General features: G+C 33.9%; 25 protein-coding genes. 14 read left to right on the top strand and 11 right to left on the bottom strand.

The annotated features are described in order from the left end of the window. Both R3L15_RS09015 and R3L15_RS09020 read left to right on the top strand, forming a co-directional pair. Positions 1 to 1,332 (top strand): DUF58 domain-containing protein, encoded by a 1,332-nt coding sequence (locus R3L15_RS09015; protein WP_338731232.1) that lies wholly within the window; start codon positions 1 to 3, stop codon positions 1,330 to 1,332. A 111-nt stretch (positions 1,333 to 1,443) separates the two neighbouring features. Next, a complete protein-coding gene (locus R3L15_RS09020) occupies positions 1,444 to 1,866 on the top strand; it encodes a DUF2141 domain-containing protein (protein WP_338731233.1) in 423 nt (140 codons plus the stop codon). 69 nt (positions 1,867 to 1,935) lie between these two features. Here R3L15_RS09020 and R3L15_RS09025 read toward each other — a convergent pair whose 3' ends face one another. Further along, positions 1,936 to 2,415 carry a Dps family protein gene (locus tag R3L15_RS09025; RefSeq protein ID WP_125468102.1) on the bottom strand — a complete coding sequence of 160 codons (480 nt, stop codon included), beginning with the start codon at positions 2,413 to 2,415 and terminating at the stop codon, positions 1,936 to 1,938. 114 nt (positions 2,416 to 2,529) lie between these two features. On the opposite strand from R3L15_RS09025, the gene R3L15_RS09030 reads away from it, so the two are divergent. Next, a complete protein-coding gene (locus tag R3L15_RS09030) occupies positions 2,530 to 3,471 on the top strand; it encodes a LysR substrate-binding domain-containing protein (protein WP_338731235.1) in 942 nt (313 codons plus the stop codon). A 50-nt stretch (positions 3,472 to 3,521) separates the two neighbouring features. On the opposite strand, the gene R3L15_RS09035 is transcribed toward R3L15_RS09030, so the two are convergent. From R3L15_RS09035 to R3L15_RS09045, 3 genes are all read right to left on the bottom strand, one after another. Continuing rightward, positions 3,522 to 3,719 (bottom strand): hypothetical protein, encoded by a 198-nt coding sequence (locus R3L15_RS09035; RefSeq protein WP_338731236.1) that lies wholly within the window; start codon positions 3,717 to 3,719, stop codon positions 3,522 to 3,524. A gap of 161 nt (positions 3,720 to 3,880) precedes the next feature. Beyond that, complete coding sequence (locus tag R3L15_RS09040; protein ID WP_338731237.1) at positions 3,881 to 4,681, bottom strand: TIGR00266 family protein; 801 nt, start codon at positions 4,679 to 4,681, stop codon at positions 3,881 to 3,883. 62 nt (positions 4,682 to 4,743) lie between these two features. Continuing rightward, positions 4,744 to 5,196: a DUF4442 domain-containing protein gene (locus tag R3L15_RS09045; RefSeq protein WP_338731239.1), complete on the bottom strand. Its 453-nt coding sequence runs from the start codon at positions 5,194 to 5,196 to the stop codon at positions 4,744 to 4,746. A 147-nt stretch (positions 5,197 to 5,343) separates the two neighbouring features. On the opposite strand from R3L15_RS09045, the gene R3L15_RS09050 reads away from it, so the two are divergent. From R3L15_RS09050 to R3L15_RS09070, 5 genes are all read left to right on the top strand, one after another. Continuing rightward, positions 5,344 to 5,790, top strand: coding sequence for a DUF4870 domain-containing protein (locus R3L15_RS09050; RefSeq protein ID WP_338731241.1), 447 nt, complete (start codon positions 5,344 to 5,346; stop codon positions 5,788 to 5,790). A gap of 62 nt (positions 5,791 to 5,852) precedes the next feature. Next, a complete protein-coding gene (locus R3L15_RS09055; RefSeq protein WP_125468096.1) occupies positions 5,853 to 6,194 on the top strand; it encodes a PadR family transcriptional regulator in 342 nt (113 codons plus the stop codon). Further along, entirely contained in the window at positions 6,191 to 7,948 is a 1,758-nt protein-coding gene (locus R3L15_RS09060; protein WP_338731244.1) for a PspC domain-containing protein, read from the top strand. The genes R3L15_RS09055 and R3L15_RS09060 overlap by 4 nt, the downstream gene beginning before the upstream one ends. A 100-nt stretch (positions 7,949 to 8,048) precedes the next feature. After that, entirely contained in the window at positions 8,049 to 8,768 is a 720-nt protein-coding gene (locus R3L15_RS09065; protein ID WP_338731246.1) for a head GIN domain-containing protein, read from the top strand. Positions 8,769 to 8,868: 100 nt separating this feature from the next. Beyond that, positions 8,869 to 9,699: a GIN domain-containing protein gene (locus R3L15_RS09070; RefSeq protein WP_338731248.1), complete on the top strand. Its 831-nt coding sequence runs from the start codon at positions 8,869 to 8,871 to the stop codon at positions 9,697 to 9,699. A 48-nt stretch (positions 9,700 to 9,747) separates the two neighbouring features. Here R3L15_RS09070 and R3L15_RS09075 read toward each other — a convergent pair whose 3' ends face one another. The 4 genes from R3L15_RS09075 to trxB all read right to left on the bottom strand — a co-directional run bounded on the left by R3L15_RS09075 (position 9,748) and on the right by trxB (position 13,411). Continuing rightward, the gene (locus tag R3L15_RS09075) at positions 9,748 to 10,326 is read right to left on the bottom strand and encodes a YceI family protein (RefSeq protein WP_338731249.1); all 579 of its coding nucleotides are present in this window, start codon (positions 10,324 to 10,326) and stop codon (positions 9,748 to 9,750) included. A gap of 75 nt (positions 10,327 to 10,401) precedes the next feature. Then, on the bottom strand, positions 10,402 to 11,658 hold the full coding sequence (locus R3L15_RS09080; RefSeq protein WP_338731250.1) for a hypothetical protein: 1,257 nt from the start codon (positions 11,656 to 11,658) through the stop codon (positions 10,402 to 10,404). 24 nt (positions 11,659 to 11,682) lie between these two features. Then, a complete protein-coding gene (locus R3L15_RS09085; protein WP_338731252.1) occupies positions 11,683 to 12,261 on the bottom strand; it encodes a YceI family protein in 579 nt (192 codons plus the stop codon). Positions 12,262 to 12,430: 169 nt separating this feature from the next. Continuing rightward, complete coding sequence (gene trxB / locus R3L15_RS09090) at positions 12,431 to 13,411, bottom strand: thioredoxin-disulfide reductase (RefSeq protein ID WP_338731253.1); 981 nt, start codon at positions 13,409 to 13,411, stop codon at positions 12,431 to 12,433. 162 nt (positions 13,412 to 13,573) lie between these two features. Here trxB and R3L15_RS09095 point away from each other — a divergent pair, with 162 nt between their 5' ends. From R3L15_RS09095 to R3L15_RS09105, 3 genes are all read left to right on the top strand, one after another. Then, the gene (locus R3L15_RS09095; RefSeq protein ID WP_338731254.1) at positions 13,574 to 14,935 is read left to right on the top strand and encodes an NAD-dependent succinate-semialdehyde dehydrogenase; all 1,362 of its coding nucleotides are present in this window, start codon (positions 13,574 to 13,576) and stop codon (positions 14,933 to 14,935) included. A gap of 72 nt (positions 14,936 to 15,007) precedes the next feature. Further along, positions 15,008 to 16,255 (top strand): fibronectin type III domain-containing protein, encoded by a 1,248-nt coding sequence (locus R3L15_RS09100; RefSeq protein ID WP_338731255.1) that lies wholly within the window; start codon positions 15,008 to 15,010, stop codon positions 16,253 to 16,255. Between the two features lie 92 nt (positions 16,256 to 16,347). Then, positions 16,348 to 16,779, top strand: a complete 432-nt coding sequence (locus R3L15_RS09105) for a hypothetical protein (protein WP_338731257.1) — start codon at positions 16,348 to 16,350, stop codon at positions 16,777 to 16,779. Positions 16,780 to 16,822: 43 nt separating this feature from the next. On the opposite strand, the gene hemL is transcribed toward R3L15_RS09105, so the two are convergent. From hemL to R3L15_RS09120, 3 genes are read right to left on the bottom strand one after another with little or no spacing between them, the layout of a single operon-like run. Then, the gene (gene hemL / locus R3L15_RS09110; protein ID WP_338731259.1) at positions 16,823 to 18,109 is read right to left on the bottom strand and encodes a glutamate-1-semialdehyde 2,1-aminomutase; all 1,287 of its coding nucleotides are present in this window, start codon (positions 18,107 to 18,109) and stop codon (positions 16,823 to 16,825) included. 13 nt (positions 18,110 to 18,122) lie between these two features. After that, positions 18,123 to 18,950 (bottom strand): glucosaminidase domain-containing protein, encoded by an 828-nt coding sequence (locus tag R3L15_RS09115; protein ID WP_338731260.1) that lies wholly within the window; start codon positions 18,948 to 18,950, stop codon positions 18,123 to 18,125. 6 nt (positions 18,951 to 18,956) lie between these two features. Beyond that, positions 18,957 to 19,859 (bottom strand): pyridoxal-phosphate dependent enzyme, encoded by a 903-nt coding sequence (locus R3L15_RS09120; protein ID WP_338731261.1) that lies wholly within the window; start codon positions 19,857 to 19,859, stop codon positions 18,957 to 18,959. Positions 19,860 to 19,989: 130 nt separating this feature from the next. Here R3L15_RS09120 and R3L15_RS09125 point away from each other — a divergent pair, with 130 nt between their 5' ends. From R3L15_RS09125 to R3L15_RS09135, 3 genes are all read left to right on the top strand, one after another. Next, a complete protein-coding gene (locus tag R3L15_RS09125; RefSeq protein WP_338731263.1) occupies positions 19,990 to 20,451 on the top strand; it encodes a hypothetical protein in 462 nt (153 codons plus the stop codon). A gap of 8 nt (positions 20,452 to 20,459) precedes the next feature. Next, complete coding sequence (locus tag R3L15_RS09130) at positions 20,460 to 24,494, top strand: CUB domain-containing protein (protein WP_338731264.1); 4,035 nt, start codon at positions 20,460 to 20,462, stop codon at positions 24,492 to 24,494. 367 nt (positions 24,495 to 24,861) lie between these two features. Next, positions 24,862 to 25,029, top strand: a complete 168-nt coding sequence (locus R3L15_RS09135; RefSeq protein WP_338731265.1) for a DUF5522 domain-containing protein — start codon at positions 24,862 to 24,864, stop codon at positions 25,027 to 25,029. Positions 25,030 to 25,083 lie beyond the last annotated feature (54 nt).

Consider the following 25,083-nt stretch of genomic DNA (forward strand, 5'->3'; position numbering starts at 1 on the left):
ATGCGCTTTATAAAATCGCTTTACATACACGCCAATTTCTATAGCTACCTAGCGCTTGTTTCGGTATGTTTTTTACTATCGTATTGGATTCCCGTTTTATATCCTGTAGCTTGGAGTGGTGTTGTTATTATAAGTGTACTCTTTATTGCCGATTTACTTATCATTTACAATCCTAAATATAGCATAACTGCTAGTAGGTTACTTCCTGAACGTTTTTCTAATAGCGATAAGAACCCTGTTTCTATAACAATAAAAAACAATTACGCTGTAAATGTTTTTCTTGAAATAATTGATGAACTCCCAGAACAATTTCAAAAACGTGACTTTTTACATAAAGCTACTTTAGAGTCTTTTGATAATTATCATTTCGATTATTTTGTAAGACCAGTAGACCGTGGCGAGTACCGTTTTGGATATGTCAATATTTACCTTTCTAGCAGACTAAAAATTGTAAAACGAAAATTCTGTTTCCAAAACGAGCAAATGGTAAAAGTATACCCCTCTTTTATACAAATGCAGAAATACGATTTTCTAGCCATAAGCAATAATTTAACAGCTTTTGGCATGAAAAAAATTAGGCGTATTGGACATACACAAGAGTTTGAACAAATTAAAGACTATGTACAAGGCGATGATTTTAGAACCATAAATTGGAAAGCAACAGCCAAGAAAAGCCAACTTATGGTTAACCAATATCAAGATGAAAAATCGCAACCTATTTATTCTATTATCGATACTGGTCGTGTTATGAAAATGCCTTTTGAAGGCTTGAAACTATTGGATTATGCTATAAATGCTACATTGGCCTTTAGTAATGTTGCCTTAAAAAAGCATGATAAAGTTGGCATGGTTTCTTTTTCTAAAACTATTGAAACGTTTATTCCTCCTGTAAATAAACTAACACACCTTAATAACATTATAGAAAATCTTTACAATATAAACACGCAATTTCACGATAGTGATTTTGGCAACCTTTACGCACATTTAAAACGCAAAGCAACCCATAGAGGCCTAATGATGCTTTACACAAATTTTGAGCATATTAGTGCTTTAAAACGACAACTTCCTTATTTATTAGCCATTTCAAAACAACATTTACTGGTTGTTATTATGTTTGAAAATACCGAGCTCTCTAAACTTGTACTACAGGATGCCGAGGATATTGAAACGATTTACCACAAAACTATTGCCGAAAAGTTTCAATATGAAAAAAGACTTATGGCGAAAGAACTTAATAAACATGGTATTCAAACCGTTTTAACTCCACCAGAAAAACTCACGATAAATACCATAAATAAATATTTAGAAATTAAAGCTAGAGGATTAATTTAAGTATTTACAACAACTCATCTTATAAAAACTACAATTCAGTAAGCAATTATTTTCACCTATTTATATCTTCACAATATTTGCGAAGAATATTAATCAAAAAAACATCATAAAATGAAACATCTAGCTATTGTAGTTATGTTAACACTACTGCCCTTTATCACAAAAGCTCAAGATTCAACAAACACCTATACGGTAGACGTTAAAATTGCCAATATTTTAAATCAAAAAGGACATATTTTAATTGGCTTGCACAATCAGGACACGTTTATGAAAGCTAAGGGTATTCAAAATGCAAAATTAAAAGTAAAAGGAGATACTGTTGTAGCTACTTTTCCTAACCTAAAAGCAGGAACTTATGCTATTATGGTTCTTCATGATGAAAATGATAATAATCGTATGGATTTTGATCCTTCGGGTATGCCAATAGAATCTTATGGCATGAGCAACAACCCCATGTTATTTGGGCCACCAACATTTAACGATGCTAAATTTGAAGTTACCAACAACAACCTGGATTTAACCATTAGGTTTTAAACATAAAAAAGCCCTTACTTGTACAATACAAGTTTGGGCTTTTAATCAATCTACTAACTAACCAAATATTTATACGGTTTCGCCTAACCAAGCTTTCATCATCCAAACGGTTTTTTCTTGTTCGGTAATAAAGTCGCTCATCATAGCATTGGTTCCTTCGTCTCCAACTTCATCGGATTTTTCAAGAATAGTTCGTTCAATCTTTAAAAGCTCTGACAATGAATCAACGATTAAGCGTACCGCTTTTTCATCTTGAGAAATATTTTTTCCTACAGGCACTTGCCCTGCTTTAGTATAATCATCAAACGTGTGTAGAGGTGTTACACCTAACGTAAGAATACGTTCTGCTATTTCATCAACTTTTACATTAGCATCGGTATACAATTCTTCAAACTTAGTATGAAGATCAAAAAATGCTTTTCCTTTAATATTCCAGTGAATGCCTCTTAAGTTTTGATAATACAACTGAAAATTAGCTAAAAGCGTGTTTAAATCACCTGCTAAATCTTTAGTTTCTTCTTTATTTAATCCTATTGTATTTAATGTCATTTTCATTTGTTTTTCTATGGTTTCTTTTACAGTTCAAAAATACTTATAATAAGCTGCTTTTTTTAATAAATATAATTGATAGATTTTATATTTTTATAACCTAAATTGATACTCATGACAATTACACAATTATATTATGTTTTAGCAGTTGCCGAACATCAAAATTTCACCAAAGCAGCACAAAGTTGCTTTGTTACCCAACCAACATTAAGCATGCAAATACAAAAACTTGAAGAAGAGCTTGATGTATTGATTTTTGATAGAGGTAAAAAACCTATAGAACTAACTGAGGTTGGTAAGAAAATAGTATTACAGGCAAGAAATATTGTAAACGAATCGGATAGAATTCAAGATATTGTCGATCAACAAAAAGGCTTTATTGGCGGTGAATTTAGATTAGGCATTATTCCTACTATTATGCCAACATTACTCCCCATGTTTTTAAAAACTTTTATAAAAAAACATGCTAAAGTAAAATTAAAAATTGAGGAATTAACAACCGAAGAAATTATCCAACGCCTAGAAGATGGACACCTTGATGCCGCTATTGCTGCCACACCGTTAGAAAAAGAAAACCTTAAAGAAAGAGTTATATATTACGAGCCCTTTGTAGGCTATATTCCACAAAACCACAGACTTTTTGAAAAAAAGCATATTGAAGTTAACGACTTAGATTTACACGACATGCTTTTATTAGAAGATGGTCACTGTTTTAGAGACGGTATTATTAACCTTTGTAAATCCTTAAAAAATCAAAATGAAGACACCTTTCAACTAGAAAGTGGTAGTATTGAAACTTTAATAAAATTATCAAACGAAGGTTTGGGTATGACATTGCTTCCGTATTTACACACACTTGATCTTAAAGATCATTTAAAGACGAATCTACGTCACTTTACAGAACCAAGCCCTGCCAGAGAGGTTAGTTTAGTATATCATAAAAGTGAATTAAAGATGCAAATTATAGATGCCTTATACGATACTATTTCAAGTATTGTTCGCGGGGCAATAGCGTTTCAAAATGTTAAGATAATTAGTCCCCTCCCTAAAAAGTAATATGTTCTATTAAAACATAAAAAAGCGATCTAAAAAGATCGCTTTTTTATTTAGTTCTTTAAGTGTATTAAACATTGATTTAATTCTGGGTTCTGTTGGATTAAAGATTGGATAAAAATCCTAAGTTCTTCAATCTCGTAAGGCAATAAGCGTTGCATTGCTTTTTGCACTTCTTTACAGAACAACGTAGTGTCAAAACTTACCTTTTTAAGCACAGTTTTGGTGTACTCAAACATTGCTCTCGCCATAATTAATTTTTAGGTTTTGGGTTAATAAAGTAGAAATGTTTTATAGGCTATTATGCTATTTAGTTAGATACTAAAGGTAGTAAAAAAAGTGCTTAAAAAGGTAAAGTCAACAAAATTTTAACACTTAAAATTATAACTATTTAAGCATGAATATTATAAAATTAAAATCTGTTATCGCCATCTAATAAGTCTCCTAAACCTCCTAGAATACTTCCTTCGCCTTTATCTTTACCTCCTGCTCTTGGCGCCGATGCTAATACTCTACCAGCTAGTCTACTAAATGGTAACGATTGAACATAAACTGTTCCAGGCCCTTGAAGTTTAGCAAAGAATAATCCTTCGCCACCAAAAATGGTATTCTTTATGCCACCTACAAACTCAATATCATAATCTACATCTTTTGTAAAACCAATTATACAACCTGTGTCTACGCGTAATGTTTCTCCTGCTTTTAACTCTTTCTTTGCCATGGTTCCTCCTGCATGAACAAAGGCCATACCATCACCTTCTAGTTTTTGCATAATAAAACCTTCGCCACCAAAAAGGCCACGACCTAGACGCTTACTAAACTCTATACCAACACTTACACCTTTAGCTGCACACAAAAAAGCATCTTTTTGACAAATAAACTTCCCGCCAAAATGAGTTAAATCTATAGGGATAATTTTTCCAGGATATGGCGAGGCAAAACTTACATTTCGTTTTCCAGATAGGTTATTATAAAAAGCCGTCATGAACAAACTTTCTCCTGTAAGTATTCGTTTTCCAGCACCTAAAATTTTACCTAAAAATCCAGAATCATTTTTAGAACCATCGCCAAAAATGGTTTCCATTTTTATACCGTCGTCCATCATCATAAAACTTCCAGCTTCGGCAATAACACCTTCTTGCGGGTCTAACTCAATTTCTACAAACTGCATTTCTTCTCCAAAAATCCTGTAGTCTATTTCGTGTGCTGTCATAATATTATGTTTTTGATTGATTTTATAAATTGGTTGCTTAAATATTCATTTTGTTACAGAAATCACTTCACTTTTAATGTCCACTGAAAACCAAATTGAGAAACTTCGTCTCCAGATTCATCAATACCATTGGCATACAACCAAATAGTTTGCCCTTCTCCTGTTTCTATCGCTTTTTTTATTACCTCGTCAATATCCTTCCCTTGACTACATTTGAATATAATTTTTCCAGTTGCCTTTTTAGTAAAACTCCCTTTATTATTGGCTACTAACATAGAAATCTGTTTTCCTGAAGCCTTTATTTTGGTTAGCATTAAAGCCCCGGTGGTTAATTCAGCCGCCATACCTTGCACTGCCCAAAACATAGATTTAAATGGGTTTTGATTAATCCACTTGTGTTTTACTTTAACCTCGCAACTATTGTCGTCTATATATGTTGTTCTTACCCCTGTAAAGTAAGCCGATGGTAATTTAAATAATAAAAATAGGTTTAGTTTTTTGGGTGAAATTGTCATGAGAGCTTTTTTAATTGCCCACTAAAATACCTAAAAAAAACGAGTTTACTTTTGTTAAAAATATGTTAATTTTTAGTACTTTGTATTGCATAATACCTTTTTTTAGATATATATTTGCATAAGAAACTATTATATGGATCATCAATCATGCTAAACAATCATCAAAAAAACATCGCAACGTTTATTCATTTATCAACCTTTTCAAGGTTTATAGTCCCTTTAGGAAACTTTATTGGCCCTATACTTTTATGGAGTATTAATAAAGATAAAGGCGAATTCGTGAATGAACACGGCAAACAAGCCATAAACTTTCAAATAAGTATACTGTTGTACACCATTATTGTAGGTATGATAACCATTCCTTTTTTTATTTTTAAAATTTTTGGAGGGATAGATTTTATAGATATTAATGGGTTCCAAAATTTTCATATTAATTTAGACAACCCTTCTCCACTATTATACTTTACAGGCTTTATGGGTTTTTTAGGTATTATAGCTTTCATCTTGGAACTGGTTTTTATAGTTACAGCTAGTTTAAAGGCTAGAGATGGTTTGCCCTATAAATACCCACTTACTATTAATTTCATCAAATAAATTAATCATCAATTAAAATCAATCAAAAAATGAACAGTTTCATCATTAAACCGAATTAGACCATGAAGATAGAAAACACAAAAGCACAAATGCGAAAAGGTGTTCTAGAATACTGCATCTTATCTATTTTAAAAGATGAAGACGCTTATGTAGCCGAGATTCTAGACACCCTAAAAAACGCCAAAATGCTAGTGGTTGAAGGGACTATTTACCCTTTACTTACACGACTTAAAAACGCAGGACTTCTTTCCTATCGCTGGGAAGAATCAACATCTGGACCACCACGAAAATATTATGGTCTTACAGAAACAGGAAAATTATTTCTTAAGGAACTAAACAGCACTTGGGAAGATTTACAAAACGCAGTTAACATAGTAACCAGTCAAAAAAATAAAACAAAATGAATAAAACAGTCAACATAAATTTAGCAGGTACATTCTTCCATATAGATGAAGATGCGTACTTAAAATTGCAACGCTATTTGGAGGCTATAAAACGTTCATTTACAGACGCTCAAGGACGATCTGAAATTATAGCCGATATTGAAGCCCGTATTGCCGAGCTTTTTACAGAGCGTATGAAACACGACAAACAAGTTATTAGTAGCAAAGAGGTTGAGGACGTTATTAATGTAATGGGACAGCCTGAGGACTACCTTGTTGATGAAGAAATTTTTGAGGACGAACCAAAAAGTACTTATACCAAGCGTTCATCTAAAAAATTATATCGCGATACAGACAACTCCTACATAGGAGGAGTATCATCTGGATTAGGACATTATTTGGGTATCGATGCGGTTTGGGTGCGTTTATTATGGATTTTATTAGCTATTGGGTCTGGAGGAACATTCATCCTTATTTATATTTTATTCTGGATTTTAGTTCCAGAAGCCGTTACTACAGCCGAAAAACTTACCATGACTGGCGAGCCGGTTAATATTACAAATATTGAAAAAAAAATTCGTGATGGCATTGACAACGTTTCAGAAACAGTAAAAAATGTCGATTACGAAAAGTATGGGAATAAGGTAAAATCCAACTCTAAATCCTTTTTCGATACTTTAGGCGATATCATTATGTTTTGCCTTAAAGTTTTTGCCAAATTTATTGGAGTTCTTTTAATACTTATTGGTGCATCAACATTAATAGGCTTAATTATTGGATTATTTACATTTGGGATATCAGACTTTGCAAACATACCAGGATTCGACTTTATTGATGCCGCCAATGCTGCTAACACACCAGTATGGCTGTCATCGTTACTAACATTTTTCTTTTTTGGAATTCCGTTTTTCTTCCTCTTCTATTTAGGATTGAAAATACTCGTGAATAACCTTAAATCTATAGGGAAAATTGCTAAGTTTTCGTTACTAGGACTTTGGATATTATCTATTGTTGGATTAATTATTATTGGTATAAGACAAGCTAGCGAACACGCTTTTGATGCTAATGTTACTAAAACAGAAAGTTTACAAGTTACCGCTCAAGACACATTATTTCTAAAAATGCAAGGAAACACCTTGTACAGTAATAGTGTGTATAGAAACAATACGCCTTATAAACTAGTTTATAACGAAGCAGATGAAAAGCTTATCTATTCATCTGATGTACGCTTAATTGTAAAATCTACTAAAGATTCGTTAGCCAGTATTCGTATTGAAAAAACAGCCGAAGGTAACAGCTATAAAACAGCTAGAAACCGTGCAAACGACATAGATTATAGTTACGTGCTTTCTGGAAACGAATTACAATTAAACGCCTATCACACGACAGCCTTTAAAAATAAATTTAGAGATCAAGAAGTGGAAGTTACACTTTACTTACCTGAAGGACTCACTTTATATGCCGATGATAATACGTATTCCTTTCACAGAAACTCTAGTTATTACAACGACATATTACACAACGATATGGAGGAGCATTACTTAAAAGTTATGGACGACGAATTACAATGTTTAGATTGCGATGATGAGAACTTTGAAGTTAATATAGATATTAAGAAAAATAACAAAGGCGTTACAATTAACGGCGATAGCCTTGAAATTAAAGGTGATGAAAGTATTTTAAAAATAAACAATGAAGGCATTAATGCTGAATCTGAAAGTGTAAACGTTAAAATAGATGACAACGGCGTAAATATTAGTTCTAAAAAAGACTAACAATTCATCATAACAAAACCACAATTCAGTTATCTATTTTTTATAAAATAAATCATCAACAATACATTTGAATAAACAATCAATCAAAAACCAATAAATCATGTCAACACTAACAAAAATAATTGTATCCAGCATTCTAGCTATTTTTTTAAGCTCGTGTGTTTTTGAAAACTTTGGCGTAAATGGCAATGGTAATGTTGTCTCTAAAGAACGTACTTTAAACGGCACTTTTAACGAAATAAAAGTAAGTCGCGGATTAGACGTATATTTAACCCAAGCGAACTCAACAAGCATTAAAGTACAAGCCGATGAAAACCTTCACGACATTATTAAAACGGAAGTTAAAGATAATGTGTTAAAAATTTATGCTAAAGAAAACATTGCTTCATCGGCTGCCAAAAAAATAATGGTTAACTTTAATAATGTTTCAAAAATAGAATCGACTAGCGGTAGCGATGTATTTTCTAACAACACCATACAATCTAAAGAATTAGAACTATCTGCAACTAGCGGTAGCGATATGGAACTTAGTATAGAAACCCAAACTTTAGTCTGCGACGCCTCTAGCGGGGCAGATATGGAATTATCTGGAAAAACACGATCGCTAATCGCCAAAGCCTCTAGTGGCAGCGAAATAGACACCGAAAACCTTAGCTCTGAAACAGCACAAGTTAAAGCAAGTAGCGGCGCTGGTGTCTCTGTAAATACGAGTAAAAAAATTACGGCCAGCGCTAGTAGTGGTGGCGATATTACTTATTACGGCAATCCAGAAATTGTTGAAAAAAACGACAATGTTTCTGGTAGTATTAGAAAACGCTAACTTAACACAACCAGCCAAAAGCGAACCATCTTAATTCCTCATCAGGTTTTAGGATGGTTTTTTATTTATATTTGCTTCAAATTAATTATCCATTTTTATCATGAAAAAACATGTATTCCTTACAGGAATTTTTTCCATACTAATATTATCGGTATTTGCCCAAGAAAAAATAAAAGGCAACCGTAATGTTACCATTGTAGAAACGAAAATAGATCCTTTTAATAAGCTTGTTATTAGTCAAGATTTTGAAGTGGTTTTAGTAAAAGGGTTTGATGCTTCTGTAGAAATTGAAGCCGATGAAAACCTACATAATGTTATTAACTTTAATGTATCTAATGGCGTACTAGCTTTAAGTAGCGATTATAAAATCACCTCTAAAAAGAAACTTAACATAACAATTAAATACACCGAAGATTTATCGTTTATTCAACTAAAAAACGATGCAGAAATATCGGCTATTAGCGCTTTTAATAGTCCAGAAATCACTTTAGAACTTCATGATAACTCTAATACCGAATTAAATATTGAGTCTAAAAAACTGAATATAATTGCTCAAGCTAAATCTAAATTAAAGCTTAATATACAAAGTGATTCTGTACATTTAGAACTAAATGAAAGCAGTAAAATGGAAGCGCTAATTAATGGGCAATATTTAAAAGCCGATTTATATCAAAGTGCCAAGGCCGATATTGAAGGAACTTGTGCTGAACTTCATTTAAACACTATGAATTTTACCGATTTTATAGGCAAAAATTTTACGTGTAAAAACAGCAAAATACTTGCCGAAGACAGTAGCGATGTAACCACACATACAGAAGAACATTTAATTTTAGAGGCTACTGGAGACTCCGAAATTGAGCTTTATGGCTTACCTAAAATTACTATTGATAAATTTTCTGGAACAACAGAGCTTAAGAAAAAAGAGTTATAAAAATAAAAAGCCAAAGCATATAAGCTTTGGCTTTTTTTTATAGATGCATTAACATCTTTTCAAGACCAAATCAAAATTTATAGTTATAACATCTTTTACTTTTATTAATCCAAACACCTTTTGCGGTGGTTCTAAATGGAAATCACTTATGTTTAAGTGCAGCTGCCCTTTTACATTAAACCCTTGGTCTTGGCTTACAGTAACGGGTATTTTATAAGGCTTTAAAACACCAGCCATATCAATTTGTAAATAAGCCTCTACAACATTGTTGTTTGTATTATTATAAACAAGCTCGTTTAAATGTAATACAATTTGTGGGTGCTGTTCTGTTTTTAAAAGTTTGTTGAAGTCTTTATTTATGCCTTTGTTACCACAATCAAAACATGAGTTGTTTAAGGTTAACTTGGCTCTTTTAAACAACAACCCATTAGGTTTTGCTACAAAGCTTACTGGAATTTCTTTTTTAATGGCAGTAACGTCAAATTCGCAATTAAAATCTTTAATATTGGTAGTCCCTTCAACATAAAGCTTACTTTCGGGAGAAAGTAATACCGATGTTTCTGTTTCTTTCATAAACCTGAAAGACACTAAGGTTAAGACTACAAAAAATATTAATAAACGTTTCATAATTTATTGCCATTAGGTGATTAAAAAAGTAAGCTCTATAGACTTACCTATAGAGCTTACAAATTTACAACCAATTTAGAAACTTATCACAGCTTCAACCATAAGGCCATCAAATTGACCTTCATCTAAAATGCTTCCTGTTCCGTAACCGTCGTATTGTTGGTTAACGTATTCTACTTTTGCTAAAATATTTTTGGTCATAAACCAACCGGCACCTAATTGGAATCTATCAACCGTTACATCGCCAGCGGCTTCTTCGGCATCTACCGTATTATAACGACCTCCTACATAGAAATTCTCGGTGTTTCCAAAACGGTATATTACTTCTCCTGCAAATTGGTTAGCGTCTCTTCTGTCTGCTTCGGTATGTCTTCTACCATTAGCAAGTTCTACTGTTCCAAAGAATTCTAAGCCTTTATATTTAACAAAAGGGTTAAACATTATTGCGGTTACTTTGTTACCAAATCCAGGGTTATAACGTCCAGATCTAAAGTTATCATTTGCACCTTCTTCTTGCATAACATGATAGTATCTTGATCCTGTACGGTCTGCACTATATAGGTAAGAATTTGCCACACTTCCTGTGTTGTATATAGATCCTGTAAAACGCACTCTTAAATCTTCGTTAATTTGATTGTCGTAACCTAATTTAGCTAAGAAAGAAGCTCCGTTGGCATCATTTTTCTCTGTAGATTGATTTAGTTTACCATTAGAGAAACCTACCATACCAAATAGACCATTATCCATTCTATAATAAACCTCTGCTCCAACTTCTGTTGTAAAGGCATCCATAATTAAGTTTCCTACAAATGGATTATAGATAGCTTGTGCATTGTCTGTTCTTCTAAAGTGCGCATCACCATAGTTGTTCTCCATGTGACCAATTTTAATGGTTGCATGCTTCATGAACTCACTTAAAAAGCCTTCTTTAATAAAGTCTAATTTATCAATTTGAAAGTAACCACCTTTTACGTAAGGTTCTGGGTGGTGACGAGAAGATAAATAAGTTCTTAAGTGCATTCTTACACCATCGTAAAGTGCTACATCTAAATCTAAGTTAGCTGTTGCCAAGTTAAAGTTGCTTCCTAGTTCTTCTAGAGCTACATCACCTGAATTTTCATGAGTAACAGCTTGAAATTGTAGTGTTGATGACCCACCAATTCTTACTTTCACTTTTTCAAAAGTAGATACGGTGTCTTTTGGAGCTTCAAAAACATTTATTCCGTTTTTATCTGGCTCCCTATAATTGTCTAATTTCCTGTTTTGTGCAAATACTGTGAATCCTATAAATAAGGCTACAAAAAATATTGCATGTTTAATTGTTGCTTTCATGATTTTTGAATTTTAAATTTTTAATTAGTTGAAAATTGTATTGAATTTGATGGTTATTTCATCTCCTGTAGTAATGGTACCAAGTAATGCTGTTGGCGGCTCTACATTAAAAGTTGTCATTTTTAAGTCTTTCTTTCCTGACAATGAAATTGTTCCGTTTGATGGACTTAAAGTAAAAGGCAACTCTATAGATTTTGTAGTTCCTGCTATGGTTAAGTTACCCACAGCTACAACATTATATCCTGCGCCATTTTTTGTTATAGATTTTACTTTATTAAGCTTAAAGGTTATTGTTTTATAATCTGAATAGTCAAGGGCTTTTCTAGTGTTTTTATCCATAGAAGACTTGCCACTCTTTAAGGCTTCAACATCAAAAGTCATTGTTAAGTCTTTTAAGGTAAACTGCTCGGTATTTTCAATTTGAATAGTACCTTTTTGTTGTTCTGCAGTAATTTCCCAATCGTGTAAACTTGAAGTCCCTAATACTAATAATGATGATTTTTGATTATTGACTGAATAGTTTTGTGCAACCAAATCTACTTGGTTATACAGTCCTAATATTAGAAAAACGACTAATAATCGGAGGGTCTTAAATTGTACCATAGTTCTTGTTTTAATGTTACAGTACAAAGGTCTTTATTAAAACCATGCTAGAATATGACATAAATCATAAAACACGAAAAAACTTACATTTTGTTATTTTTTCTTTATTTAACAACAAAAAAAGCCCAGAGCAATGCTCTGGGCTTTCACTAATATAAAGTCTTAAAAACTAGTTGTAAGTAGAGGTACTTACCTCAAACTCTGAGTCTTTAGCAGCTAAGTAGCGTTCAGCATCCAAGGCAGCCATACAACCTGTTCCTGCAGCTGTAATAGCTTGTCTATATACATGATCTGCAGCATCACCACTTACAAAAACGCCATTAACATTTGTTTTTGCTGTTCCGGGTTTATTTATAATGTATCCTGTTTCGTCTAATTCTAGATATTCTTTAAAAATATCGGTATTTGGTTTATGACCAATAGCTACAAAAAATCCAGTAGCTGGTATTTCGGTTACCTCATTAGTTTGGTTATTCTTTACTTTTACTCCTGTAACTACTTGTCCATCTCCTATAACCTCTTCAGTTTCGGTATTCATTAAAATCTCAATGTTTTCTGTGTTTCTTACACGTGCTTCCATGATTTTCGACGCTCTAAATTCATCACGACGTACTAACATGGTTACTTTCTTACATAATTTTGATAAATAATGAGCTTCCTCACAAGCAGAATCTCCAGCACCAACAATAACGACTTCTTGATTACGGTAAAAGAAACCATCACAAACAGCACAAGCAGAAACACCGCCACCAAGCTTTAAATATTTTTGCTCAGAATCTAACCCGAGGTATTTAGCAGAAGCTCCTGTAGAAATTATGACTGTATCGCAGTGAATTTCTTTTTCTTCATTTACCCAAACCTTATGTGTATCGCCAGAAAAATCTACTTTGGTAATCCAACCATCTCTCACATCGGTACCAAAACGCTGTGCTTGTTTTTGTAATTCTATCATCATTTCAGGTCCTGTAATACCATCTGGATAGCCTGGAAAGTTCTCAACATCGTTAGTTGTTGTTAATTGCCCTCCTGGCTGTGTTCCTTGGTATAACACAGGATTCATATTTGCTCTAGCTGCATAAATAGCCGCAGTATATCCCGCAGGACCAGAACCTATTATTAAACACTTTACGTTTTCTATTGTATCAGACATAATTATTGCTTTAATTTCTCTAAACAAAAGTAGGATTTTTGCCCCAAACCTTACATATAAGTTATCAACACTTTAAATATTAGTATAGGTCAATTTTATATAACTTAAAATTCTTATTTCTACAGAAACTTTCTTAAATTAATATTTAAAATAACATAAGCCATGGCAACTACAATAACAACCCAAAATCCTTTTAACGAAAAGCCTTTAAACACCTACTCGCTATTTACTAAAAAGCAACTTGAAACTGTTTTACAAACCTCTCAAAACACGTTTTTAACATGGCGAGAAACCAAAATAAAAAAGCGTTGCAAATTGTTGAAAAAACTGAAAGCTCTACTTCTTGAACGAAAAAACGACTACGCGTTATTAATGGCCCAAGAAATGGGCAAACCAATAACACAAGGTGTTGCCGAAATTGAAAAGTGTGCTTGGTTATGCGATTTTTACCGAAAAAACAGTGAAGACTTCCTGGCCGATGACATAATAAAAACCGAAGCTCATGAAAGCTTTATTAGTTACGATCCTTTGGGTATTATTTTATCTATTATGCCTTGGAATTATCCTTTTTGGCAAGTCTTACGATTTGCTGTTCCAACATTAACGGCTGGAAATACAGCGGTTTTAAAACACGCTTCTAACGTAACAGGTTGCGCTTTAGAAATTGAAAAACTATTTAAAGATGCTGGCTATCCCAAAGGTTGCTTTACAACTATTCTAGCCAATCACAAACAAATCGAAACACTTATTAATGATAACAGAATTAAAGCTGTTTCCTTAACAGGCAGTGAAACAGCAGGAAGAAAAATTGCTGAAATAGCTGGAAAAAACCTTAAAAAATGCGTGCTAGAATTAGGTGGGAATAATGCCTGTGTTGTTTTAAACGATGCCGATTTAGATACGCATATAAACACAATGGTAACAGCTAGAATGCAAAATAATGGACAAAGCTGTATTGCCGCCAAACGCTTTATTGTGGAAGAGGGTATTTATGACACATTTATACAACAATTTCAAGATAAGATAGCACAACTAAATACTGGTAATCCCGAAGATAATAATACAGAAATTAGTGTTCTAGCAAGAACAGATTTAGCCGAAGAATTAGAACATCAAGTGAAAGAATCTATCAAGCAAGGCGCTATTGTATCCTATGGAAACAAAAGAATGAACGCTTACTACCAACCAACTATAGTTACAAATGTAACACCAGAAATGCCCGTTTTTAAAGAAGAAACCTTTGGTCCTGTAGCAGCCATAATTAAAGTGAAAAATAAGGAAGAAGCTTATAAAATGGCTTCACTTTCTAAATTTGGTTTAGGCTGCATGGTTTTTACTAAAGATACAGAAGATGCTTTAGCAAGAATTAGTCAAATTGAAGATGGTGCCTTTTTTATTAACGAAATGGTAAAGTCTGATCCACGATTACCTTTTGGTGGCACAAAAGCTTCTGGTTATGGTAGAGAATTATCAAAAGAAGGAATTTTGGAGTTTGTCAATAAAAAAACCGTGTATTTAAAGTAATTCTAACTTACACAAAATGAATCTCTCATTTCGTTTATTTTAATTATATTGGGTGACTAATTATTTTAACTTATGACTAAACGTTTCCTAATTTTACTGTTTGCAATTGTTATTGTTGCATGTAGTAAAGACGACGACCAAACACAACAAACAACACCTATTTGTAACCCTCCTGAGAATATTACGATAAATAACATTACCTCGGCTAATGCTGAATTACAATGGGACGAATCTAGCAATGCCAACTCTTATTTAATTGAATATGGAATAAGCGGGTTTTCTTTAGGTAGCGGGGAAACCATAATTACCTCGGAAACGTCAATCATATTATTAGGTTTAGAAGGCAATACTACTTACGAGGTTTATATAACAACCATTTGTAGCTCCAGCAATGAAAGCATGACTTCTGATCCTATTAGCTTTACAACTACTATCGCTAATGTTATAGCTGAATTTTTGCCAAACTTATCAGATTTAAACTTATATCAAGGTAATTTAAGCAATTTAACACCAAGCAGTAAAACGTTTGAATACAACTTAAACACACCTTTATTTACAGATTACGCCCATAAACAACGTCTTATCGCTTTACCTGAAGGCACCACTATGACGTATGTAGACGATTTACTTCCTGAGTTTCCTGACAATACTGTAATTAGTAAAACGTTTTTCTACTATAATAACGAGCAAGATGAAAGTCAAGGAAAAACAATTATAGAAACTCGAATATTAATTAAAAAGAATGGTATCTGGGAAACTGGAAATTACAAATGGAATGAAGCCCAAACCGATGCCACTTTAGATAATACCACAAGCACAACATCTATTACTTATACCGACCAATCTGGAGCTATTCAAAATGTTAACTATGTTATCCCATCAAACAACGACTGTGCAACTTGCCATGGTAATAACACAACCATTACTCCTATTGGACCTAAATTAAGAAACCTTAAACGTGATAATCAAATTCAAGCATTAATTGATGAAAACTTTATTAGTAACCTAACCGATGCTTCTGAAGTTTCTGCTCTTCCAAACTGGGAAAACACCTCATTATCTCTTGAAGAACGTGCCAGAGCATATTTTGATGTTAATTGCGCACATTGCCATAGTTCTGGTGGTTCGTGCGAAGACCAATCGCTTTTAAGATTGCGTTACGAAACGCGTTTTAATGAAACTAATATTTATGAAAGCAGTACAGCAATAGCTTACAGAATGTCTTTTTATCAAGATGGTTTAAGTATGCCTTTTATTGGCACAACCATGGTTCATGATGAAGGTTATGCATTAATTTCAGATTATATTGATAGCTTATAACTTCTGTTAATTTTTTATTAAACACGTAAAGCGGTTTAAACCTTTTTCTCATATCTATGTCTTAAAAGTAATAACCTTTAAAATATATCATTATGAAAAAATTAATCATAGTCGCCTTGGCCTTTATGGCTTTTACAGTAAATGCCCAAGACCGAAAAATGCGCCATGATAGAATGTCTGATTATTCACCTGAAGAAATTGCTGAACTTCAAACAAAACGCATGACGCTTAATTTAGATTTAACCGAAGCCCAACAACAAAAAGTAGCTAAAATTAATCTAAAGAACGCCAAAAAGAGACAAGAAAAAATGCAGGCTTTTAAGGCTAAAAAAGGAGATAGAGAAACCAAACTTACAAAAGAAGAGCGTTTAAAAATAAAACATGACTTTCTTGATAGTCAAATAGAAACTAAACGCGACATGCGAGAGGTCTTAAATGATGATCAATATGAAAAATGGACTAAAAGCCTAGAACACAAGAAAAGAAGATTCGCCAAAAGAGATGATAGGCATAAAAGAAAGTGAAAAAAGAAAAAAGCATTGGCCTAAAAACCAATGCTTTTTTTATTTATAAACTAGCAGCTACCTTATCGCAGGCTGCAATAGTATCGTCTAAGTCATCGTAAGACAGAGCGTTTGTAATAAACCAGGTTTCAAAAGCACTTGGTGCAATATAAACGCCATGATTTAGCATACCATGGAAAAAGGCTTTAAACTTATCATTATTACCTTTTACTGCAGATTGAAAATCTTTTACTTCATCGTCACTAAAATGAATAGACATCATAGAACCTACTCTATTTATAGTATGTTTAATACCATGTTTTGTTAATACTTCGGAGCAACCTTTATGAAGATATTTTGTTTTTTCCTCTAGCTCATTAAAAATAGTAGCTTCATCATTTAACGCAGACAACATTGCCAATCCAGCTGCCATTGCTAAAGGATTTCCGCTTAATGTTCCTGCTTGATAAACTGGCCCTACTGGTGCTAGATAATCCATAATTTCGTTTCGTGCTGCAAAAGCTCCAACAGGCAATCCGCCACCAATTACTTTACCAAAACAAACAATATCGGCATTGACATTATAAAGTTCTTGGGCGCCACCTTTGGCTAACCTAAAGCCCGTCATTACTTCATCGAAAACTAAAAGAATGTTATTTGCATCACACAACGCTCGTAACGATTGTAAAAAATTATTTTTTGGCGGAATACATCCCATGTTACCAGGCACGGGTTCTAAAATTATACAAGCAATATCATCTTTATTGCTTTCTACTATTTGCTTAACATTATCAATGTTATTAAACTCTGCTAAAAGGGTGTCTTTTGCAGTTCCTTGTGTTACTCCTGGACTATTGGGTGACCCAAATGTTATTGCGCCACTTCCTGCTTGAATTAAAAAAGCATCGCTATGGCCATGATAACAACCTTCAAACTTTATAATTTTATCTTTTCCTGTGAATCCTCTAGCCAATCTAACGGCACTCATACAGGCTTCTGTACCAGAGTTCACAAACCTGATTTTATCTACATTAGGCACCATGTTTACAGCTAATTCGGCTATTTTGGTTTCTATTTCTGTTGGTGTTCCAAACGAGGTGCCTTTTTTTGTGGCTTCTATTACTGCATCGACAACAGGTTGGTAGGCGTGACCTAATATCATAGGTCCCCATGAATTAATATAATCGATATATTTATTGTTATCCTCGTCAAACAAATAAGGACCTTTTGCTTGGTTTATAAAAATAGGCGTTCCGCCAACGGCTTTAAATGCTCTAACGGGTGAGTTCACACCACCTGGAATTACTTGTTCGGCAGCTTTAAATAATGTACTGCTTCTTTCGTATGTCATAAAAATGTGCTTTTTAATTAATTGTCAAGACCTGACCAACATCAATATTAGTTCCTGAAAGATTATTAATTTTTTGTAGTTGTTTAACCGTAAGATTAAATTGTCTTGAAATGGAATACAAAGTGTCTCCTTTTTTTACTACATAATTGTTTTGAGAATGCGTACTAACTCGAGTAGTATTTGTACTAGCACGACTATAACCATTACCTAACACCTCATCATCAAATTCGTATAATTGGTAACGTTCTATTAAGCTTATTAATTTATCTGGGTATTTTCTATCGGTAGCATAACCTGCTGCTTTTAATCCTTTTGCCCAGCCTTTATAGTCGTCTTGTTTTAAATCAAATAATCCGCGGTATCGTTTACGTTCGGCTAAGAATTGTGAATGGTCTCTAAATGAATATTTAGAATGATTATACTTTCTAAAACATTCTTGGCGCCTATCATCATCATGATAAATTTTAGTACCTGTCCACTCATGACATTTTATTCCGAAGTGATTATTTGCCTCTACAGATAATCGTCCTTTTCCTGATCCAGACTCCAGAATACCTTGCGCCAAAGTTATACTTGCCGGTATACCATAAAGTTGCATTTCCTCTTGCGCGATAGAACTGAAGTTAGCTATATATGCTTCGGTAGGGTTAGCATAGGTTGTTTTAGAACCACTTGAATTAGTGTTTTGTTCTGTATTCGTGTTATTGGTTTCATTATTGGTTGTGCGCTTATCTACTACAACACGTTTAGAATTATTACGTTTTTTAGCTGTTGTTTTTTTTGAAGAACCACAACTAAAAATAAAGATGCTTAGAATTAAATATAATAGTATTTTTTTCATGACTTTTTAATCAATTAACGGCAAATTCTTTTTTTCTAGCCTTTTATTCATTCCTGGTATTCCTTGTAAACCACCTGTATGAATGGTTAGTATTTTTGAGTTTTTATTAAAGTATCCTTTATCAATTAAATCAAAAACACCAAACATCATTTTTCCTGTATAAATGGGGTCTAATGGTATTTGATACGTTTTTTTAAACGTATTAATAAAACTGATTAATTGGGTATTTATTTTAGCATAACCACCAAAATGATAGTCTTGTATTAACTCCCAATTATCATGTTTTGCAAATTTACGAATATCATCTGATAAAAAATCACCTTTCAAGGCTGGAAACCCAAGAATTTTTTGGTGTGGTTTAGAAGCGTTTATAATTCCAGAAATAGTTCCTCCAGTACCAACAGGGCAACATATATAATCAAAATCCACATCGCTCTCTGTTAAAATTTCTTCACATCCCTTTACCGCTAATACGTTAGTACCTCCTTCTGGGATTAAATAAAATTCTCCAAATTCTTTTTTTAGGTTTTCTATAAAGCTAGTTTTAGTTTTATTTCTATAATCTGAACGCGATACAAATTTAAACTGCATACCGCAAGATTGCGAAAAAGATAGCGTTGGGTTATTGGCTATTTTTGAACTAACCTCTTCGCCTCTAATAATCCCTATAGTTTTAAAACCGTAGACTTTCCCTGCTGCCGCTACCGCTGCAATATGATTTGAAAAAGCACCTCCAAAGGTCAATAATGTATCAAGCCCAGTGCTTTTTGCAGCTTGTAGGTTGTATTTTAACTTACGAAGCTTGTTCCCAGAGATGAACTCGTGATTGAGATACTCCTGTTTTATAACGATCTCTCTTTCTTTATATCTTATTGATTTGTTTTTCAAAAAAAATAAAATTATTAACATTTTTATTAAAAAATAATTGCCTTTTTAACAACAAAACTATATGTTTATAAAATAATCCCCTATTTCTAGCAATATATCTCAAACTTCTGTTATGGATATTTATTTGATGACAAGTCAAAAGTAAATGTTTATGATTAGAAAATTACACCCCATTTTTAAAAAGCGTGTTACAATTAAGGTTCTGATTATTGTTTTATTTACACAATTTATCTTTATCCACAGTACAAACGCACAGAACAAAAATAATTGTCCAGAAGAATATTCAATACAAACAACACGTCTGGATGGTTTTAAGCCCAACATTGATGACATCAAACTAAATTGGGATTTCTCAAAAACTTCCAAACGTAGCAACCTCAAGCTCGAAATAGTCATTCAGCCTCTCAATGGTTGTTGGAATGAACTTGACGGCACTAAAAGATCTGAAGCAAGAACACATACCATCACAAACCTAAACAACAAGCCAACAAACAGTATGATAATTACTTACCAAGATTTGATGAGTAAGTGTTTTAAATGGAAGGCTACCTTAATTAGTGACAACTGTAGCGAATCTACCGAATGGAAGTTTGAAAGTATTTATAAAAAATGATCCTACATATGAAAAGAATATTACTCTTCAAAATATTTACGCTGCTCATAACAGGAACCATTTTTCCCCAAGGAGATTCGGTTGCCACAGCACAACCTTTTTGCTCTGGAGGTTCTGAATTAGTGTTCCCGAATGTTTCTGGTCAACCTGACGCCACAGATGTAGGATGTCTTGGCTCCATACCAAACCCAGCGTATTATTATTTAACCATTGATCAACCTGGCGATCTTGTTTTCACCATTTCGCAGGAGGATACTGGAGGAACTCCTATTGACGTCGATTTTATTGCTTGGGGGCCATTTGCTTCAATAGCCGATGCCCAAGCAAACATAACGCTCACCGATTGTCCAACTTGCCCAAACAATACCACCAATCCTAATTTCTATCCATATAACCCCGACAGCATCACCGATTGCAGTTTTGATATTGCACCCACAGAAACATTGACCATCAATGGTGCTACGACTGGGGAGATATATGTTGTTCTCATCACAAATTTTAATGGCTCGCCAGGATTTATTTCATTACAACAAACAAGTGGACTTGGCACCACAAGTTGTGATGGTATACCAGTATGTGGTGGCGAATTTACAGATAGTGGTGGAGACATAGGAGATTACTCCAACAATGAATCTGAAACTTATACTATTTATCCCGCAGTTGCTGGAGGTTTAGTAACCGTAGATTTCACATCATTCAATTTGAGTCTTGGAGACACCTTAACAGTTTACGACGGCGCTGATACTTCTGCACCAAACCTAGGAAACGTAACAGGCATATCTACTTATACCTCCACCGATACCTCAGGCGCTTTAACCTTTATTTTCACAAGCAATAGTTCTGGGGTTAGTTCCGGTTGGTACGCCGATGTTACTTGCAGCACGCCACCAGTATGCGGTAGTGTGTTTTACGATAGCGGCGGTAGTTCAGGAAATTATTCTGACAATGAATATCAAACTTATACTTTTTATCCTGACCAACCCAATCAAGTTATTGAAGCAGTATTTACGACTTTTGACATTGAGGACTGTTGTGATACTTTAACGGTTTACGACGGCCCAGACACATCTTCACCTTTAATAGGAGCTTTTTTTGATACTAGCCCAGGAACAATTACATCAACTCATACAACAGGAGCATTGACTTTTGTTTTTGAAAGTGATTTTTCTGTAACAGATACAGGATGGGAAGCAAACATCAACTGTATTACTTTATGTGATGACTACATAACCGCAACCACTGATGGAGACAACTGTGGTCAAGGCACTGTAGATCTAAGCGCAACAGCAACAGCTGGAGCAACCAATTTTTATTGGTATGAAACCCTTACAGGAGGAACTCCTGTTTCAACCACAACTGGAAATTGGACAACGCCTAACATTTCAAACACAACAACATATTATGTTTCCGCTTACAATGGAACTTGTGAATCTGAAAGAATCCCTGTAGTAGCCAATATTCTGCCTGAACCAACAGATGTCGTAATTAATTCTACTTTAACGCCACTAGGAGCAACCAGTTGCAATCTACAATATGCTGAACTAACAGCCTCTGGAGGAGTGTTTAATGGCGCCGCAACTATAACTGTTTTTGAAGAAAACTTCAATGGAGCTACCTTTCCTACAGGATGGACTGCCAACAACCAAACTACAAATACACAATGGACAATATCAAATACTAATGAAGCCGGAGGAAACGCCAATGAAGCTATGTTAGACTGGATTTCTGGCACTTCAGATACTGGTACTTGGACTTTAAGATCTCCCTCAATCAATATAGCAGGAGAAACCAATCTTCAATTAAGTTTAAAACACTATTTATGGCATTATAGTGCAACTTATCCTTACTCTATTTATGTACAGACAAATTTAGATGGTGCTGGATGGGTTAATCAGTATTCAGCGATAAATGTAGCCAATAATATTGATCCTGAAACCATCAATATTGACCTTTCCTCTTTAACCGGCAATTCTTTGCAAATCCGATTCCTGATGAATGGTAATCCTTTTGGATTTTTCTACTGGGCAATAGATGACATCCTCTTAACAGCAGACGCAACACCATCAGCTCAAATAACTTGGTCGCCAACTAATGGTTTATATACAGATGCTGGCTTAACTACTCCTTATGCTGGAGGTTTTACTGACACAGTTTACGCAGCTCCTAATGGTACTGAAACCTATACTGCTACCGCAGAAGGCTATAACGGGTGTGATAAAACTGACACAATAACCATCACCCGGGGAGGTAAAATCTGGAACGGCTCAGTTGACACCGATTGGTATGAAGCTAATAATTGGACGCCTAATGGTATACCAACCAATACTGACTGTATTATTATTCCAGATGTTACTACTACAAACAATAGATCTCCTATTGTTATTGGATCTACACCAATACCACCAATTCCTGGCTACGGAAGAAACCTTACAGTACAAGACAATGGGTATTTAGAAATTCAGCAGTATGCAAACATTATGATTACCGACTGGGTTAATATTGATACTAATGGAATGTTATTAGTTAGAAATGGAGGAAACCTAATACAAATAACCAATACTGGAGCTAATGCCATTAACTCTGGAAATATCCATGTACAAAGAACAGTTTCCAATGTAAATAATCAAGATTACATTTACTGGGCATCACCCACCGATAATTTTAGTGTAGATAACATCTCGCCAGGCACAAATAACAGCTATATTTGGGAATGGATTCCTACCACAGCCAATACGTATGGTATTTGGCAAAACGCATCGGAAAACATGATTGCCGGAAAAGGCTACATTGTAAGAGGCATTTCGGGAACCACCCCTACTACAACAGCAGCCCTCAATACAACCGAATTTATTGGAACTGCGAGAAATGGACAAATTACCAAGCAAATAAGTCATGGTAATTACACAGGACCAGACTACCCAGGAGGTGGCAGTACGATTGCAACAGAATTAGACGACAACTGGAATTTAGTTGGAAACCCTTACCCTTCCGCCATTTCTGCCGATGAATTTATAGCTTCAAACGCAACTGTTATCACTGGTAATACGCCTCCTATTTCAGGAACCGTTTATTTATGGAGACATCTTAATGCTCCTAGCAACGCTATTGGCGATCCTTTTTATGCCGATTACGTATATAATTACGATGCTAACGATTATATAGCATATAATAGTACAGGCTCTAACCCTCCTGGTTTTAATGGGAGTATTGCGTCTGGACAGGCCTTTTTTGTACTTATGAATCATAATGAACCTTCACCTTCCACAGTAACATTCAATAACGATATGCGTGTAGATTCTGGTTTTACTCCTTACGACAATAATCAATTTTACAGAACTAGTGAAAATAATCATTTAGAGAAACATCGTATCTGGGTCGATTTAATTACTCCTAGTCAAAAAGCTTCATCTATTTTAATAGGATATATTGAAAACGCCTCTAATAATCTTGACAATCTTTATGATAGTCACTCTTTATCAGGAACTTCGACAAAGTTTTATTCTATTTTAAACGAAAACTTTTTAGCGATTCAAGGCAGAACACTTCCCTTTTCAGATTACGACACCGTTCCTTTAGGTTTTACTGCAGCACAAAATGGAACATATAAAATTGCTATAAATACGTTAGATGGATTATTTGAGACCACAAACCAAACTATTTATCTAGAAGACCTCTACAATAACACGTTACACGATCTTAGATCCTCTCCATATAACTTCACTACCAATTCTGGTGAATTTAACGATCGGTTTATATTACGTTACAGAGATAACAGATTATCTATTAATGATATTGAAGAAAACCAAGACAACATTATAATTTCAACTCCTAATTATAGTTATGTCAAGATAACCGCTAAATCAAGTGTTATTACAAATGCAACTATTTATGACATGTTAGGCAAGAAAATATTCGAGGATAATAATCTAAATACTTTAGAAACTACCATTAAAAACTTCACACTTTCTAACGGCACTTATATCATAAACATTACATTAAAAAATGGAATGCAGAAATCACAAAAAGTAGTTATCAGACTCTAGATATAACACACAAAACGCCACAGCGGCCTTGACTTTAAATAGTCAAGGTTGTTTTCATTAGCATAAGCTTCACACTCAAACGAAATATGTTTATAAGCAAGTTGCCTATTCTTATGTATTGCCCATCTATATAAAAACTCAACAACATACCACAAGTAAAAGAATATAATTAAAAGCTCTAGCTGCTGTCTTAAATGAATCTTTTCATGATTAATCAATGTCTTACTCGTCCTCTTAATACTATGTTTTAAAACAATAAAAGGAAACAAAGTAATTCCTATAAACCCTTTGGGCACTAAATATTTTGAATAAATAATCACAGCAAACACATTACAAAAATCACTCCAATTTACGTTATCTTTGTAACATGATAAAAAAACGAATCCCTATTGAAGATGGCGATTATTATTTAACCCCAGATGGCTATCGCTGTTTTACAGAACAATACCACTTAAAACGTGGCTATTGTTGCGAAAGCGGTTGCAGACACTGCCCCTATGGGTTTGACAAAAAAACAAATACTCAAAAAAAATAATTTGGATATTTTTTTCATGACATACCGCAATAAAGTCGCCTACACGCATCATCG

Source organism: Mangrovimonas cancribranchiae (genome assembly GCF_037126245.1).
Classification (GTDB): Bacteria; Bacteroidota; Bacteroidia; order Flavobacteriales; family Flavobacteriaceae; genus Mangrovimonas; species Mangrovimonas cancribranchiae.